This window comes from Bacillus sp. YH3-2-B2 (assembly GCF_053663335.1).
In genome coordinates, this window is the sequence record NZ_JBSJQE010000001.1 from 526839 (window position 1) to 546650 (window position 19812).

3 protein-coding genes are annotated in these 19812 nt (G+C 43.4%); all 3 read left to right on the forward strand.

Annotated features, from left to right (window positions below; genetic code table 11):
• Positions 1–424: 424 nt before the first annotated feature.
• From fabD to ACWJJX_RS02890, 3 genes are read left to right on the forward strand one after another with little or no spacing between them, the layout of a single operon-like run.
• Positions 425–2731: an ACP S-malonyltransferase gene (gene fabD, locus ACWJJX_RS02880; protein WP_454022716.1), complete on the forward strand. Its 2307-nt coding sequence runs from the start codon at positions 425–427 to the stop codon at positions 2729–2731.
• Positions 2732–2752: 21 nt separating this feature from the next.
• Entirely contained in the window at positions 2753–15010 is a 12258-nt protein-coding gene (locus ACWJJX_RS02885) for an SDR family NAD(P)-dependent oxidoreductase (protein WP_454022717.1), read from the forward strand.
• A complete protein-coding gene (locus tag ACWJJX_RS02890; protein ID WP_454022718.1) occupies positions 15010–19779 on the forward strand; it encodes an SDR family NAD(P)-dependent oxidoreductase in 4770 nt (1589 codons plus the stop codon). Before ACWJJX_RS02885 ends, ACWJJX_RS02890 begins: the two co-directional genes overlap by 1 nt.
• The last annotated feature ends 33 nt before the right edge of the window (positions 19780–19812 follow it).

A 19812-nucleotide genomic window follows, 5' to 3' on the forward strand; every position in this document is an offset into this window, starting at 1 on the left:
GGCTGATGAACTGATAACAACCGAGTTCAGCCGCCTGTAAAATGGCGGCTGAAGAATTGGTATATACGTGTGTTTCCCATTGACAACATGTAAATCATGGTATAGTATTTATTTAGGGAAATATTCACATAAAACCAATCGTTGTTTCGGCACGTTGGAATGTTTTTATTATATTGATATATAAAAAACGGAATGAAAATGTGGTTTTAATTATCAGAAAATTCTATCTATTTATATTTGCGGCAATATGATATTTGCACATGCTTTTTGCTTTTAAACCTTTATCCGGCATAAAGGTTTTTTTATTTTGCTTCGTATTGCTTATTAAGTAAATGACAATTTTAAAATTGAAGTGAAAAATGTTAATCAAATCACAATCGGAACGAAAAGAAACGGCAGAAATACGGAACAAGGAGGAAAACAAATGCTTGCTTACGTCTTTCCCGGACAGGGAGCGCAGTTTAAAGGAATGGGCAGAGGCTTATTCGATGAATTCAGTGAGCTCATTAAAAAGGCAGATCATATTTTAGGATACTCCATAAAGGATTTATGCCTTTCAGATGAAAAAGAGAGGCTCACTGATACGAAGTATACACAACCTGCAATTTATACAGTGAGCGCACTGCAATATTTAAAGGGTTTAAAAGAAGGTCATACACGCCCTGATGCTGTTGCAGGACATAGTCTGGGTGAATATACTGCGCTTTTTGCGGCCGGCGTTTTTAATTTTGAAACAGGTCTCCGGCTGGTTGCTAAAAGAGGCGAGTTAATGAGTGAGGCTTCCGAGGGCGGAATGGCTGCCGTGATCGGACTGGATGAGCATCACATAAAAAAAATACTTCAAAAGTATGAATTCGGCCAAATAGATATCGCCAATTACAATACATCTTCACAAATTGTGATAGCAGGGGCTGCAGAAGAGATAAAGCGGGCAGCCTCTTTTTTTGAAAAAGAAGGGGCGAAAGCTTATATCGTATTGCAAGTCGGCGGAGCTTTTCATTCTCGTTTCATGGAAAGTGCACAGCGTGAATTTGCGGAATTTATCGAGGAGTTTCATTTTTCTGAATTGAATTTCCCGGTCATCTCTAACTATACGGCAAGACCTTATAAACAAGAAGATATCAAACGGAATTTAATTGAACAAATAACAAACTCGGTCAAATGGACTGAAAGCATCAGGTACTTAATGGGACAAGGCGTCACTGTGTTTGAAGAGATCGGTCCCGGAAACATTCTGACTAAATTAATTCAAACCATACAAAGAGATGAGGAACCGCTTAATATTAGTGCGGCGGAAGACAGTCTCTTGTTTTCTGAAGGGAACAAGGACAATTCGGAAAGCGGGAAAGAGAAGGGCCTCTTGGCCGAAAATATAGAAAGCAGTGCGGCTTCACCGGTGTCCCGATTGGGTGATCAATCTTTCAAAGAAGATTACGGTTTGACATACGCGTATTTGGCAGGTGCGATGCATAGAGGGATCTCTTCCGCTGAAATGCTGATCCGCCTCGGGAAGAAAGGAATGCTGGGGTTCTTTGGCACAGCGGGTTTAACTATAAGGGAAATTGAACAGGCCCTTATTTCTATTAAGAAGACACTCAAAAATGGCCAGCCCTACGGAATGAATCTGCGATTTGAGCCGGATCATCAAGATAGAGAAAAGGAATTGATAGATTTATATATCAAGCATGACGTACGGGTAATAGAAGCGTCTTCGTATCTTTCCGTCAGCGCGCCATTAATTTATTACAAAGCGCATCAGTTGAAGATGGACAAAAGCGGCAGGGTCATACCTCATAATCGGATCATTGCCAAAGTTTCACGGCCGGAAGTTGCGGCCGCATTTCTGAGTCCGCCTCCTCAAAGTATCGTAAAGAGAATGTGTCAGCAGGGTATGCTGACGGAAGAGCAGGCGGAGTGGCTCAGCCGTGTTCCGGCAGCAGACGATATCATTATTGAAGCAGATTGCGGCAGTAATACCGAACAGGGCTCATTGACGGCGATGCTGCCGTTTTTTGTTAACCTGCGGGATGAAATGATGGAAACACACAAATACGCAAGGAAGATCAGAGTCGGGGCCGCGGGAGGAATCGGGACTCCCGAGTCTGCGGCGTCTGCTTTTTTAATGGGCGCTGATTTTATTATGACGGGATCCATTAATCAATGTACAGTTGAAGCCGAAACAAGCGGTTTTGTTAAAGAAATGCTGAGTGAGACAGGAATATGCGACACTGCTTATGCGCCTTCGGAGACTCTGTTTGAGTTCGGAACAAAGGTGCAGGTGCTGAAAAAGGGCACGCTGTTTCCGGTCAGGGCAAATAAATTATTTCAAATCTACCAACAATATGAGTCTTTGAGTGAGATAGATGAAAAGACAAAAATTCAGCTCGAAAATGTTTATTTTAACAAGACTTTTGATGAAATCTACGAAAGCATAATAGATAAACAGCCGAACCTGGCCCAAAAAGCTGAGCGCAATCAAAAATATAAGATGCTGTTACTATTTAAGTGGTATTTGCAGAGAGGATGTCTGCTTGCTTTGGAAGGGCAGGAAGAACAAAAGGTGAATTTCCAAGTTCATTGCGGCCCGTCTTTAGGCGCTTTTAATCATTGGGTAAAGGGCACGGATTTGGAATCATGGAGAAACAGACATGTCGATGACATTGGTGAAAAAATGATGAATGAGACCGAAAGTCTGCTAAGGCGCAGATTGGATACGTTATTTCTACACTAAAGAAGGGGCGGGTGGAGGCCAATGGTTCATTTGAATAAACAGAGTGCGGATATCGCGATAATCGGGGTTGCTTGCAGATTCCCCGATGCAGATCATTATCATGAATTCTGGGAAAACATAAATAGCGGCAAAGATTCCATCCGGGAAGTGCCGATTGAACGGTGGGATCCCGATCTTTATTATTCAGCTGATATCAGTATACCGAACAAAACAATCAGCAAGTGGGGAGGTTTTATTCATAAAGCTGACCATTTCGACCATAAGTTTTTTAATATCTCTCCCCGGGAAGCGAAAAACATGGATCCTGAGCAAAGAATCCTTTTAGAAGAAACTTGGCGGTGCATCGAAGATTCCGGGGTCTCTTTGCGGGATCTCCAGCGTAAAACCACTTCTGTTTTTGCGGGTATTATGAATTCTGACTACCGGCAGACAGGTCATGCTGAATCGGAAATCGACAGTTACGCCTGTTTAGGAAGTTTCGAAGCTATGCTCTCCAACCGGCTTTCATACACATTCGGTTTGACCGGAAAAAGCATGTCTGTAAATGCCGCTTGTGCATCGTCGCTTGTAGCTTTACATGAAGCGGTTAAGTCATTGCGGACAAAAGAAAGCGATTATGCGATCGCATCGGGAGTAAACTTGAATTTCCAACCCGGAAAATATATTTCTTTTTCTAAAGCCAGAATGCTGAGTCCTGACGGCAAATGTAAAACCTTTGACGCAGCGGCGAACGGTTACGTTCCCGGAGAAGGGGCAGGCGTTGTATTGCTGCAGCGCCTTGGTGATGCAGTAAAAGCCGGTCACCATATATACGGGATCATAAAAGGGACAGCTGTTAATCATGGCGGTAAATCCCGTTCCATAACCGCTCCCAGAGCAGAAGCGCAGTGCCGGGTCATCTCAGAAGCTTTACACAACGCTGCTGTTGATGCTGCGACGGTTTCTTATGTAGAAGCACATGGCACGGGTACATCTCTGGGCGATCCGATAGAAATAGAAGCATTGACAAAAGCGTATCGGCAATATACTGAGGATACTCAATATTGCAGGATCGGAAGTGTGAAAACAAATATCGGTCATACAGAAGCAGCGGCGGGAATGGCCGGATTGATAAAAGTTCTAATGATGATGAAACATCGGAGGGTGCCGAAAAGCCTGAATGTACATACGGTAAATCCAATTATACAGTTTGAAAAAACACCGTTTAGGCCGGCGCTTGATTCAAGTGATTGGAAGGCGGCAGACGGGACTCCGCTCAGGGCGGGAATCAGCTCCTTCGGTTTTGGAGGTGTTAACTCTCACGTCATCATCGAAGAATTTATACATACAAAAGACGAATCTGACAGAAAGGGAAGGGTTCCCTTCCTTTTTTCCGCTAAAAGTGAAGAAAGCATGAAACAAATGATACATCATTGGAGAACCTTTTCTGACGATTCTGAGGAATTTTGCAAAATATCAAATGAAGCGATCAGCAGCACCCTTTTAACAAGGACATCGTTTGATTACAGGGCGGGTTTATTGGCAGGCAGCAAGGAGGAATTTAAAAATCAGCTTAAAGAGGGATTAAGTTTTCGGAGGAAACAAGATTCTGAATGGGCGCTTGCCATCGGTGACTTCAAATGGGAAAGTTATAAACAATTTGCCGTTTTGAAACGCGTGTTCCCTGATTTAGAAAAGAACGTAAGGTCGGTGCTGAAGGGTATACCAACATTGCACAGTTCATTTAAAAGAAAATGGACGCCTGAGAAAATCCGCTTGTATTCTTTAGTTATTAATACGGAAATCATAAAAAGTATCCTGGCATCCGGTTTTAAGCCAAGCCTCATTACAGGCGCCGGAGACGGATATTACGTCGCTCTTGCAGCAGCGGATATCATCAAAATTGAAAAGGCCATTTCTGTCATCACAGGCGCTGAAAAACCTTCGCACTTATCCTGTGAGCCGCCGACCATTCCATTTGTCAATCCGTACACTGCAAAAACGTACCCGCCGGTTCGATTAAATGAAGAATATGTAAGGATGCTGCTGAACGGTCTGAGCTTCCCGGCTGATTTTACAGACCGCCTGTACGGGAAAACACGGCTGCTTCTTGAGCACCAATATACGTTTAAAGGGTTTTTAGAAGAGTGGGATAAAGCGGGAAAGACTCAGGAAATCGAGATTTTATCTTATATTGTGAATCGCACGGCGGATAAAAGAAACGCATTGCCGGCTGATGAGGAAGCGGCGATCATGGCTATCCTTGCCTCTATGAGAAGACTGTATAAGAGATGGGATTTAACAGATTATGATGGATTCTTTGATAATGATTATGTTCTGGAAATATTAAATTTACTGGATGAGGGAATCTTGTCTAAAGAACTTTTTCTGAGCATGTTATTGAAAAAGCAAGACGGAATTAAACAGGCTGTTGCTTGTATGAATGAGCAGCCGGCAGGTTTTTATGATAAGACTCGTTTTCCGCTGATGACAGAATACAATCAAATGGATGCCGTGTCTCAGGAGATAGCTGACCATATGCCGCTTCACACGGAAGAAAAGGGAACGGAGCCGGATGTGAATATCTCTGATTTTTCAGTTTTTCAATTCGGATCGCTCCCTCCATCAGCAAAACTAAACAAAGCGGCTGCTTTTGAAGCGGACAAACCAGCCGATGAGGCTCTTTATCATTCATTTATGCAAATGTGGCTTTCAGGAGAAGAGATTGAATGGGCGAAACTAGGTGATTATCATAAAAGAAAAGCCCCGCTTCCGCCTTATCCGTTTGAGCGCTCTCAATTTTCTTTAAACCCTCAGCCGGTAAAATCAGACGCGGCTTTTTCAGAAAAGAAGAATCAGGCACTTTATACGCCGGTATGGAAAGAAACCGAACTTGAGAATGAAGCGGGCAGCGGACAAGCCTGTACTATTTTGTTGTTCTCCGGGAATAAAGACTATTTTGAAGAGCTGAAAAAAAGAGAGAATACGTCCGCATACCTTATTATGCCCGGTGAGCGTTTAGAGCAGATAAGCGACAGTGTTTTCACCATCAACAGGCAGCGTCCCGAAGATTATCAAGGTGTCATTCGTCTGTTAAAGGAAAAAGGCGCAGCGCCTGATGCAATTTTGCATACTTGGTCTGAAAAACAGCCTGAACTGGAAGAAACACTCGAATCAGGAATTTATTCTGTGTTTTATCTGACTAAGGCTTTAATCAGCGAGAACCTTATAAACAAAGTAACGTTCATTTATACATTCAGCGCAGATCAAAAAGAAAAATTGCCGTATTTTGAAGGTGTGAACGGTTTTTTAAAATCGATAAAACAAGAGTACCCGCAGTTGCATTGTAAGACGGTTTGCTTTGAACATGATTCTGCATCCGTTTCATTTTCAGAGAAGGCTGACATTCTTTATAAAGAAATAAACACAGCGCCTGATCGGCATATTCATATCACTTACAGAGGCTGCGTAAGATATGCACGGATGTTAGAGAAGCAGAGAGAAACAAACAGAAAGACCATTCAATACCCTGAAAAAGATAAAGTATATTTAATTACAGGGGGATTCGGGGGGATTGGCAGTAAAATCGCTGAATATTGCGCGAAAACTGAAAGATCCACTATTATCCTATCGGGGCGATCTGTTTTAAACGGAGATAAGCAGAAACATTTAGAATACCTGAACAGCTTTAAAGCAAAGGTTTATTATATACAGGCGAATATATCCGATAAAGAAGCGGTAAAAAAAATGATTGACGATATTACCGATCAGCATGCAGGTCTTCATGGCGTCATTCATTGTGCAGGAGTTATCAGAGACTCGCTGCTTTTTCGAAAAACAAAGCATGAACTTTCAGAGGTGATTGCTCCGAAAGTTCATGGCGCATTGAATCTTGATCATGCAACGAAGTCGCTCGAATTGGATTTTTTCGCCGTTTTTTCTTCAGTCGTCTCTATTGCAGGGAACGAAGGACAGTGTGATTATGCATATGCAAACGGCTTTTTAGATCATTTTGCCGAATATCGGGATCAGAAACGGCAAAAGTCTCTGCGCAGCGGCCGCACCCTGACAATCAATTGGCCTTTATGGCAAGACATCGGAATGGGGGCGAACCTGTCAGGTCAAGGGCGGACGTCTCTTTTTCATGGTTCAGGGCTCGAAGAACTTCCTGCTGAAGACGGAACGCAATGGTTTTCGCGGATTGTAACTTCGGGTCAGCTGCATAATATTGCAGTCTGCGGTGATCACGAACGCTTTGAACAATTTATGCAGCAGAGATTTTTGACGGACGAAACAGAGACAGGCAGTGCCGTTCCTTTGGCTCAAGGCGATATTTTGGATCAGACAGTTTTGTTTTTAACCAAAATCATCTCCTCTGAGGTCGGTGCAGAACGGGAAGAGATCGATCAAGATGTGCATCTGGCTGAATATGGAATGGATTCGGTTATGATTCATCAATGCAACACAAAGCTGGAGCAGTCACTGGGAGCAATTTCGAAAACGCTTTTATTTGAATTTCATACAATCAGAGATTTAGCAGATCATCTTGTAAAGGAATACCCGGATCGGCTGGGACGTTTATTTTCACGGGAGGAAAAAGGAAAACAGATTCAGAGCATTACCCCCGCCAGGCCGGAACAAAACATCACTGCACCTGCGGCGGAGGAAAAAGAACATCTTGACGGGATAGCGGTAATCGGTATCAGCGGCCGTTATCCCGGGGCTGAAAATATCGAAGAATTGTGGGATCTTCTATCAAAAGAGAGAACCGCAATCACAGAAATTCCGAAAGAACGATGGAATTATGAGACCTACTATGATCCAGACCCCGCTAAAGCGCATGAGGGGAAAATTTATTGCAAATGGGGCGGATTTTTAAAGAATGCTGAATCATTTGATTCTTTGTTTTTCCAAATATCGCCGAGAGAAGCAGAAGCGATGGATCCTCAGGAACGAATATTTCTCGAAACCGTATGGAAAGCATTTGAAGATTCGGGATATACCATTGACGGGTTGAGAAAGCAGACCGAAAAACATGTCGGTGTATTTGCGGGAGTTACAACCAATTCTTACAAGCTGCTCGGCGAAAGAATACCGACGGACAAAAACGATGTACTTCCAAATTCGTTCCCATGGTCTCTCGCGAACAGAGTGTCTTACACATTTGATTTTACGGGTCCCAGTATCCCTGTAGATACGGCTTGCTCTTCATCCTTAACGGCAATTCACATGGCTTGCCAAAGTTTAAAAAAAGGTGAGTGCTCTGTTGCGGTTGCGGGAGGAGTAAATTTGTATCTTCATCCTTCTGACTATTTATACCGGTGTCAGATGGGAATGCTTTCAAAATCGGGAAAATGCAGAAGTTTTGGAGAAGGCGGCGACGGTTTCGTGCCCGGGGAAGGTGTCGGGGCCGTTATTCTTAAACCGCTTAAAGATGCCATACGTGATAATGATACTGTGTACGCCGTCATAAAAGGAACGGCAATTAATCATGGCGGAAAGACGAATGGCTATACGGTGCCTAATCCTGCCGCACAGGCGGATTTAATCCAAGGAGCTCTTAAAGCGGCCGGTTGGAGCGCCAGAAGTGTCAGCTTTATTGAAGCCCACGGCACGGGAACGCCGCTGGGTGACCCGATTGAAGTCCGAGGCCTGACCAAGGCGTTCAGAGCTTATACCGAAGATGTTTCATATTGCTCTCTCGGATCGATTAAATCTAACATCGGTCATCTCGAAGCGGCCGCGGGTATTGCCGGCCTGACAAAGATTATTTTACAAATGAAGTATAAAAAAATAGCCGCAACACTGCATGCTGAACGGGTGCATCCGGATCTTTATCTGGAAGAGACACCTTTTTGTCTCCAGCAGGAAACCGCCGACTGGATAAAACCCGTGAATGAAAAACATTCTGACAGCAAATATCCGCGCCGTGCGGGATTAAGTTCTTTCGGAGCGGGCGGGGCAAATGCTCACATCCTTGTGGAAGAGTATGAGTCTGCTGCTGACTGTCAAACGGGGCGTGAGGAAAGTGAAGAACTTATCGTACTCTCAGCCAAGCATTCACTGAGTTTACGGGAATCAGCTAAACAGCTGGAGGAATATCTTCAAAAGGCTCGTCATAAGCAGGGCGAGTGTTTACAGCCGGCGGGAACAAATAAGCCGCTTCACCTTTCTGATATTGCGTATACCCTTCTTGAAGGGCGTGAAGCCATGCCGGAAAGGCTTGCTGTCATTTCAAATAATATCGATGATCTGATGTTGAAATTAAATCACTTTTATAATGGAATTGACGATCACGAAATATTCAGAGGGAAAAAACCGAATCATAAACGCGGACAGCGGCAATCAGATCTTCCGCTCAAATCCGGCAGAACCACATTAGCCGAAATGGCTGAATTCTGGGTATCGGGAGGGAATTTAAGCTGGGAAGATTTCCGCACCGGCAGAAAACCGGCAAAAATTGCGCTGCCGACTTACCCTTTCTTAAAAAACAGACTGTGGGTATCAAATAAGGCGCAAACAACATCAGCAGCCGGTACAGCTCCTTTATTTGATTTTTCTGCAGGTGAGTGCCGATTTTATAAAACGCTTTCAGATTCTGAATATTATTTAAAAGACCATGTTGTGCATGGGAAAACGGTTCTGCCCGGAGCGGCAATCATCGAAGCGGCCAGAGAAGCGGGAGAGAGGCTGTACGGAAAATCAGTCATAAAACTGAGTCAGGTTGTATGGGCGGTTCCGATAACCGTTGAAAAAGAAAAGACGATAATGATAAATCTGCTGCCGAATCAAAAAGACGGCAGATTTGTGGTGAAAACCGATATGCAGCCTGAAGCGGCAGTTCATTGCCAAGGAAACATTATCACATGCGGAGATAAAGACGCCTCTCATACAGAGCATTTTAAATTGGACAGCTGGTTAACCGGACAGAAAAGATTAATCAGCGGCGCTGAGTGTTATAGGAACTTCCGGCAGAGCGGTTTGGACTATGGAGCCGGCTTTCAGGTAATAAAACAGCTGTTTATCCATGAAAACGCTGTTCTTGCACGAATATCACTTCCTGAGAGCATTCATAAAAAATCCGGCGCGCTGCTGGAACCGTGTTTATTGGATGGCATTTTTCAATCCACAATCGGGTTTACGTCCGCTCAGGAAGACGATCACACCGCATATTTGCCTTTTGAATTAGGTGAGCTGGAAATTCTTCAACCACCTTCGGCAAACGGCTATGCTTACATTACTGCTGCAGATGAAAGACAACATGATGATGTCAAAAGGTTTCATATACTATTTATGGATGAAAACGGATCTGTAAGTCTTAAAATAAAAAACTTAGCGTTGAAGGCATTAAGGGTTACACCGCAGACTCAAAATGAGCGGCATTCAGCTAAGTATTACACTGATATGTGGAAGCGGGCCCCTATGCTTCATCAGCCTGAAGCCAGCGGTTTAAACAGCTGCCTTGTGATTTCACTCCGTCGGGATATATCAGAACCGCTGATCCGCAAGGCATATAAAGATATCGGCCTGAACATGATCTTTGTCCGCCATGGCGGCAGTTTTCAAGAAAAAGAAGCTGATTCCTTTGAATTGAACAGCGTCAAACTTGAAGGCTATAAGAAATTGCTGGCGATTCTTAAAGAAAGACAAGTGACAATTGACCGCGTCATTTTAATCGGGATGAGCCCTGAAACGGGAATTGAGCATAACATTCATGAAAAGCTGGAAAAGGCTGTTTTGCCGGTTTTCAATGTAACGAAAGCTCTGTTAGCAACAATCCCAAGGCATAAAATCCTGATATCACATGTATTTTTCACAAGGAACAATCAAATCTTACCTTATCAAATGGCAATGAGCGGCTTTTTTAGGTCGCTTCATTTAGAGCATCCTATGTTGTCCGGTAAAAATATTGAAATACACAGCGACGATATTCAGTTACAGCTGAAGACCGGTCTGCCTGAATTAAAAAACCTTGTGAATGAAACAGTCATCAGCGATGATACTTCTTCAGAAATCAGATACAGAGATGGAATCAGGCAGGTGAAACACTCTGCAGAAATTGAAAGTGCAGAGCCCCTCAAAAAGATGGAAGTAAAAGAAGGGGGAGTTTACCTTATTACAGGAGGAACAGGCGGCCTGGGCCTGATTTTTGCCAGACATCTTGTGCGAAAAGGGAGAATAAAACTTGTGCTTATCGGCAGGTCAGAGCTTTCTGAGGAAGCCGTAAGCAATGTAAAAGAGCTCGAAAAAAACGGATCAGAGGTTTTTTATGTAAGAACCGATATTTCTGATAAGGAAAATGTCAACAACCTGATAAAGCTCGTCAAAAACAAATTAGGTCCTGTTAAAGGAGTTATTCACAGCGCCGGAGTGATAAAAGATTCATTACTCATCAATAAGCGTGAAGAGGATCTCGATTCAGTCTTGGCCAGCAAGGTTTACGGAACGATATGGCTTGACCGGTATACAGACAGAGAACCTCTGGACTTTTTTGTTATGTTTTCATCTATCAGCGCAATAATCGGGAATGCCGGACAAACTGATTATGCTTATGCAAACCGGTTTATGGATTATTTTGCGGAAATGAGAGCGGCGGAAAATAAACCTGGAAAAACAGTCTCGATTAATTGGCCTTTATGGAAAGAAGGCGGTATGCAAATTGACATTCATTCAGAGAAGTTCCTTTATGACCGTTTCGGAATGCTGCCTCTGGAAAAACGGGAAGGCCTTGCAGCATTTGATCAAGCAATGACAGGGTGTGAACATCAAATAATGGTATTTAGCGGTAATGAATTAAAGCTGGAACGAATGATAACGATTGACAGCGGAAAAAGTGACCCGGCAATCGCCGACGAAAATCACGAACCGAAAGAGCTGTCAATTACTGAATCTTTAAAAAGCACTTTGACGCGCATCATCACCGGCGTATTAAAAATTGAAGAACGGGAATTTGATTTTGAACTGCCGATAAGTGAATACGGATTTGATTCAATTATGTTTACAATGCTGGGCAACGAATTAAACGAAACATTAGGAATATCAATGATGCCGTCAGATTTTTTCGGTCTTACTGATTTTAATGAACTTCTTGAGTTTTTAAAGAGTGAGTATTCCGAAGAGCTTCATCTCTGCGGATCTTTTTCTTCAGATGAATCTGCGGCGAAAGACAGAAGAGAAAATCTGATTGAGGGCATCGCAAAGATGATGTCAAGTATTTTAAAGATTGACAGAAAGGAAATAGAAGAAGAGACTTCGTTCGGCGAGTACGGATTTGATTCTATTACGTTTACCAGACTCGGAAATGAAATCAATCAACAATATGGTACGGAATTATTGCCGTCCATTTTCTTTGAATGCAATTCACTGGCTGAACTGACTGATTATGTAATCGAGCAATACGGAGAAATCCTTTTTGCTGAGACAGAACCTTTTTCTGCAGCAGACGAAAAAACATTGTACAGCACGCCTCCGCCCGAATCCTATGAACATTCCCCTGAGCCTGAAAACAAAACCAGGCAAGAGGAAAGACATATGAATGAGCCGGTTGCAATAGTGGGAATAAGCGGCCGTTTCCCCCAAACAGATACGCTGGAAGACTTTTGGGAAGGAATTGAAAAAGGGCGGGATATGATTACAGACATTCCTGAAGACCGTTGGGACTGGAAAGAGTTTGACGGCGATCCGATCAGGGACGTTAATAGAACAAAAATAAAAAAAGGCGGATTTATCAAAGGCGCGGACAGTTTTGATCCGTTGTTTTTCGGGATTTCTCCCGCCGAAGCAGAATTAATGGATCCCCAGCAAAGAATTTTTATGGAGACTGTATGGAAAACAATAGAAGATGCGGGCTATAAGCCGTCTGATTTGGCAGGGACGAAAACTGCGGTGTTTGCAGGGGTCGCCACAACGGACTATGCGGAACGTCTCAATGAAAATGGCGTCTCTGTTCAGGCGCAGACCGCAACCGGTTTAAATCATTGTATATTGGCTAATCGTATTTCTTACCAGCTGAACCTGACGGGTCCGAGTGAACCGATTGATACTGCCTGTTCAAGTTCGTTAGTTGCACTCCATCGTGCGGCTGAGGGGATTCAAAGAGGCGATTTTGAAATGGCGATTGCAGGCGGAGTGCATATTATGACAAGCCCTACTCTGTTTATAGCTTTTGATAAAGCAGGTATGCTTTCCAAAGACGGAAAGTGCAAAACATTTGATAAAAGCGCTGACGGCTATGTAAGGAGTGAAGGGGCGGCTGCAGTATTGCTTAAGCCGCTCAGCAAAGCACAGGCAGACGGTGATCATATTTATGGTTTGATTAAAGGGTCAGCTGTAAATCACGGCGGCCGCGCCAATTCTTTGACAGCTCCGAATCCGAACGCACAGGCGGACTTATTAACCGAAGCTTGGCGGAAGGCGGGGGTCAGTCCCGCCACTGCGGGATATATAGAAGCGCATGGCACAGGGACAAGTCTTGGCGATCCGATTGAAGTAAACAGCATCATAAAGGCATTTAAAACGTTATATCAAGAATGGGACATTCCTTTTGAGAAACAGAAAAGCTGCGGAATCGGGTCTGTGAAAACAAACATCGGCCATCTCGAAACCGCTGCCGGAATAGCCGGAGTGCTGAAAGTATTACTGGCTTTTAAATATCGCAAACTTCCGGGACTCGCCCATTTTTCAGAACTCAATCCATACATCAAACTGGAAAATACGCCATTTTATATCACAGAAACCGCTCAAAAGTGGAATCCGATAAAAGATGAAGAGAACAACGATCTGCCGAGGAGAGCAGGTATCAGCTCATTCGGATTCGGCGGTGTGAACGCGCATATTGTTTTAGAGGAATATAGGAAACCTCAAAAAGAAGTGCCGGAAAACAACGGTAAAACACACATTTTTGTTTTATCTGCGAAAACCAAAGATCAATTACTTGAGTATATCCGGCTTATGGTTCAGTACTTGGATCGCGTGATTGCCGGTGACATGACCGTTAATGCCAGTGACATGGAATTTACATTGCAAAACGGCCGGGAAGCAATGAACGAGAGAATTGCCGTATGTGCAGTGAGTCTGACTGAGCTGAGAGATAAATACGTCAGCTTTCTTGATAAAAGCAAGGTGCAAAATGGCGTATTTATAAGCGAAAACACTGTAGAGCGCGCAGCTGTCTCTGAATATATGATTCAGGAGGCTCTTCAAAGCGGAAAAGAGGAGCTTCTCGCGCAATGTTGGGCCAATGGAGCCGAGTTTGAATGGAAGACAATCGGCAATAAGAAATTGAATAGAGTGCCGCTGCCGTCTTATCCGTTTGCAAAAGAGAGTTATTGGTTTACTCCGAAAAAGAACAAAAGCGAGGTTAATAGCAAAAGTCTTCACCCATTAATCAGCGAGAATGTCTCAACATTAAAGAAACAAGCATTTAAAACTGTTATTTCCGGAACTGAATTTTTCGTCACTGATCACCTTGTTTCAGGAGACTGTGTGTTGCCGGGAGCCGCTTCGCTTGAAATGGCTCTTGTTTGTGCGGAAATAAGCGGAGAAAGTAAAGTATATAAAATAAAAGACGTGATGTGGAACAGACCTATATTATATAAAGGAAAAACGCTGCACATTTATACCGGCTTGGAAATGAAACAAGATAAGTTGAACGTAACGATATGTAAAGAGGGCCCGGATGGCGTGCAGCAAATCTGCACACAATGTGAAACAGTATTCGGAGACATAAACAGCAATCCTGAGTATGTCGATATTGATAAGTTCATACGCAGCAGTAAAACGGTCATAAGCCGGAAAGAGTGTTATCACCGCTTCAGTCGTATGGGCCTGACATATCAGAGCGGTTTTCAAACGTTGAAAGCCGTATATCGCGGTGATGTGGAGTTAATGGCAGAATTGGAGCTTCCGGATCATTTAGCGAACGGGTTTTCACATTTTACACTCCATCCTTCATTAATTGACGGCGGTTTTCAAGCGGCGGCATTTTTGTTAAGAGAAAATGAGAAAGACGGCTTATTTGTTCCTTATTCACTTAGAGAGCTTCACATTAAGAGGGCGCTTACTGCCCGATGCCATGTTTCGGTGAGAGAAACCGGTTTTTATACGTATAACATTGATTTTATTAACGAGAGCGGCGAAATAGCCGTGAGCATGAAAGACTTCTCTGTCAGAAAAGTGACCGGGGGAGAATTAACCGCAGGTCATAAAAATGAAGATCAGGAAATTCTCTTCTTATTGGAACAATTGAAAAACGGTGAACTTTCTGCTGACCAAGTTTATCAGCTGCTGGAGGGAAAATAGTGCAGATCAAACAAATACTTTCCTTAATTGAAGAACAGCAAATGTCTCCTGATGCAGGACTGGAGCTAATTCGTACTTACAGAAAACAACAAATGAAAAAAAAGGCGGAGCCGGGATCACAAGCTCCGTCCCCAACCATTTTTTTTAAGACCGATTGGGTAAGGACAAATCACATTGATATGCCGAATCAGCAGGCACCGGGGAATATGCTGATTTTTGATCAGGATAACCGTCTCTTTCAGCATGCCGAGATGATGAATGGAGAACATAACCGTGTCATTCTCGTAACGCCCGATTCTGATTACAGAATTGAACGGAATAGATGCACAATCAATCCTTCTGATGAAAATCATGTCGAAATGCTGCTGTCTGATTTGGCTGAAAACGGATTTACACCTGATGTCGTGCTTTATTTATGGAACGGAGAAATCAGAGAAATCACTGAAGAATCCGTTAATGAAACTCTTCGCAGAGGGATAAACTCGCTCTTTTTATTATCAAAAGCTTTAATGCGAAGAAACGAACCTGTTACGTTATTGCATATTTATTGGACAAGGGGTCTGAATCAGCCGTTTCATGAAGCTGTCGGAGGTTTCATGAAAACGGTAAACATGGAAAGCTCCAAGCTTAAAGCGAAAACCATACAGATTCGCCATGAGCATTCTGACATAAATCCTCCGGTTTCCGAGATGTGGGATGCTGCAATCAGTGAAATGCAGCGCTTTCAAACGGATGAATGTGAGGTTTTAATAGACTCATATACCCGTTATGTGAAAGGGCTGCAGCCTATTGATATTCCGGAACACGATCACGGATCTGTAACGTATCAAAAAGGCGGCATATATATCATTACCGGAGGAGCCGGAAAACTCGGGCTGCTGTTTGCGGAACACATCGCTAATGAAAACCAAGCCGTGATTATACTTACAGGCCGTTCTTTTTTAACAGCTGATCAAAAAGAACGGATCAGTAAGCTTAATGAGAGCGGCTCTATTGTTGAATATCAGCGGACGGACATAACAGATCGAACAGAGGCAGAGCGATTCATTTTCGGCGTTAAACAGCGGTACGGCAGCATAAACGGGATCATCCATGCTGCCGGCATCCTTCGTGACTCATTTCTTGTAAATAAAAGTCTCAGTGATTTTACGGACGTACTGAAACCGAAAGTTTACGGGACAATCTGGCTGGATGAGCTGACAAAAGACGAAGATCTTGATTTTTTTGTTCTCTTTTCTTCTTTTGCCGCTTACGGAAATGCCGGCCAAAGTGACTATGCGTACGCAAATCATTTTATGGACAGTTTTGCAATGCTTCGATCCCAGCTCTCTCGAAACGGAAAAACACTATCAATCAATTGGCCGTTATTGAAAGATGGCGGAATGAGTCTCGACAGCAATGGAATCATTCAAATAAAAGAAAAATACGGAATGACTCCGATGCGAACTTCCTCTGTTCTGGAAGCGTTTCTGAAAATGCTGGGGTCTTCATTTACCAGCTTAATGCCTGCAGAAGGTGAGCGGAATAAAATGATAAAAGCGCTTTCGATTCAAAGAAATACAGCTGCAGCAGATCAAGATACACTCACGGCGGAATACGATGAAGAAGAGGAATATGCTGCGAAAGAAAAAGTCAATGACTATTTAATCAAGATCATCAGCGGTGTCTTGAAAATCCAAGCTCATAAAATAAATGCGAAAGACTCTTTTGAGAAGTTCGGAATCAACTCACTTATGATCATGTCACTTATTTCAAAGCTTGAAGATACTTTCGGGGATCTTCCGAAAACAATCTTTTTTGAATATCAGAACATTGAAGAGCTTTCAAACTTCTTCCTAACATCTTTTAAAGAAAAAGTCCTTAAGGCCGCAGGGGCAGCTCCGGTAACAAGAGTGCAGAAGAAAAGAGAAAATCCGAGTAAAAAACAGCACCGGCAGCAGAAGGATACACCTGCACCGAGCATGGTTCAGCCGGGTGAGGATATTGCCATTATCGGTGTGAGCGGAAGATATCCGAATTCCGATACTCTTGAGGAGTTCTGGGAAAACATTGCCGGAGGGAAAAACTGTATTATTGAAATCCCCGAGGAACGTTGGGATTTCAGATCAATTTACAGTCCCGACAGAATGGAGAAGGGGAAAATCAACAGTAAGTGGGGCGGTTTTATCAGCGGTGTTGATCAATTCGATCCGCTGTTTTTCCATATTTCTCATAAAGAAGCTGAGCTGATGGACCCTCAGGAGCGAATTTTTCTCGAAACCTCCTGGCATACGTTTGAAGATTCAGGATATACAAAAGAGAAGCTTAACGGTATGAAAGCCGGTGTGTTTGTCGGAGCCATGTACGGACAATATCAATTATTCGGCGCAGAAGAAACTGCGCGGGGCAATCCGATTGCGCTCAGTTCCTTCTTTTCATCTATTGCGAACAGGGTTTCATACTTTTTTAATCTCTCCGGCCCGAGCATTGCACTGGATACGATGTGTTCATCATCGCTGACGGCCATTCACTTGGCATGTGAGAGCATTAAAAGAGGGGAAAGTGAAATTGCGCTTGCGGGCGGCGTTAATGTGTCCATACACCCCAGCAAATACCTTTGGCTGAGTCAAGGTAATTTTGTTTCCACCGAAGGATTGTGCAGAAGTTTCGGAGAGGGCGGAGACGGCTATGTCCCGGGAGAAGGTTCGGGAGCCGTCCTGTTGAAACCTCTGGAAAAAGCAATTGCTGATCAGGATCATATATACGGAGTGATTAAAGGAACATCTGTAAATCATGGCGGAAAAACCAATGGGTTTACGGTTCCGAATCCGAATGCACAAGCTGAGCTGATTGCTGAAAATTTCAAGAAATCGGGCATCAGTCCGCGATCCGTCAGCTACTTGGAAGCACACGGAACGGGTACCTCGCTCGGAGATCCGATTGAGATCGCAGGATTGACAAAAGCTTTTGAGAAATTTACGGATGATAAACAATTTTGTGCCATAGGTTCAGTGAAGTCTAATATCGGACATTTGGAGTCTGCCGCAGGTATAGCAGCCCTTACAAAAGTTCTTTTGCAATTTAAGCACCAGAAATTGGCGCCATCCATTCACTCGGAACAGCTGAACCAAAATATCCGATTTGAAAAGACGCCTTTTTACGTTCAGCAGAAAGAAGAAGAGTGGCGGAAAGAATCAGGCGCCTCTAACAGGAGAGCAGCAATCAGTTCGTTCGGAGCGGGAGGAGCAAATGCCCATGTCATTGTGGAGGAATATCAAAACCATGCGGACACACAAACAATAAGCGGTCCGTTTGCCGCAGTTCTCTCTGCCAAAAATGAAGACAGACTGAAAGAATACGCCCGGCGCCTTCTGCAATTCACAGAGCGGGAGACAACAGCCTCGGCAGCTGATATCGCTTTTACATTGCAGACATGCAGGGAGCCGATGGAAGACAGACTTGCTGTTGTAGCTTCCGATTTGCCGGAACTTAAGGAGAAGCTGAGAACTTTCTGTACTGAAGGAACAATTGGAGAGGGCGTATACAAAGGCAATGTTACGAAAGACTTTGATAAAGTCTTTATCTTTCATGATCAAAAGATGAAAGATAAATTCCTCGAAGTGATGATGGAGACAAAGGACTTGAATCTTCTAGCAAAATTATGGTCTTTCGGGGCTGATATTCAATGGAGAGAGTTATATGAAGAGTATACTCCGCAAAAGGTCAAGCTTCCTTTATATCCATTTGCTGAGGAGTCTTACTGGGTGCCTCGAAATCAAAGTGCAATAGTTCAGGAAATATTGCCGCGGCAGTCTTCACTGCACCCGCTTCTGGATTCGAATGAATCTACTCTGGAACAGCAGTTTTTTAAAACGACATTAAGAGAAAAAGAGATTTGGTTAAAAGACCACATCGTAAAAAACAAGAGCATTCTCCCGGCAGCTGCTTTTCTTGAAATGGCATGCGCAGCGGGAACGCGGTCATATCGAAAGAAAGAGGTCACTCGTTTAAAAAACGTGATATTTGCAAGACCGGCCATGCTTTTGCAAGAAAGCCTGACCATTTACACTCACATTTCCGTAAAAGACGGCAAAATATTATTTAATATGTCATCTGACGAGGATGCTGCTGTAAGGAATGGATTTGTGACGGGGGAATTAGATTATGATCATCATTACGATGATGATATAGAGAATATCGACAGACAAGAGATGATAAACAGAAGTGCTTTTGTCCGTGAACAAGATGAATGTTACAAGTATTTTCGGGAAAACGGGTTCCTGTATGGGCGCGCTTTTCAGCCGATTCAACGTTTATGGGGCGGAAAAACAGAAGCGGTTGCACACTTATTGCTGCCAAAAGAAGCCGCATATGCTCTTGAAAATTATACATTGCATCCGTCTTTAATTGATGGGGCTCTGCAATCTTTGTTCGGAATTACGGACGGAAGAGAAGAGGCATCTGTTTATGTTCCTTTTTCAATAGGAGAGATTACGATTCGGAAAAAAGTTTCAGCAGAATGCTGGGCTTATGCGCGTAAAACAGGCCAAAAAGGTCAATCCGAGCTTATTTACGATATTCAGCTGCTTAATGAACAGGGAGAAAGACTTGCAGGTTTGAAGGATGTAACCATTCGTAAAAAAGAAACGTTTTCCGCGGAGGCACAGACTCGTGCAACAGCGGATTCCAATGGAAAGAACGAGAGAGTAAAAGAGCTTCTCAGACAATTAAAAGCGGGCGAACTGACTGCGGAGGAAGCTGATTATGTGCTGGAGCGCATGCAGGATTAGTTTATCATTTTGCGGAAGTGCCATTTGTAAAGG

Bases quoted from the DNA above. Each gene is read 5' to 3' on its own strand.
- fabD (WP_454022716.1), top strand. From the start codon at position 425: ATGCTTGCTTACGTCTTTCCCGGACAGGGAGCGCAGTTTAAAGGAATG.
- ACWJJX_RS02885 (WP_454022717.1), top strand. From the start codon at position 2,753: ATGGTTCATTTGAATAAACAGAGTGCGGATATCGCGATAATCGGGGTT.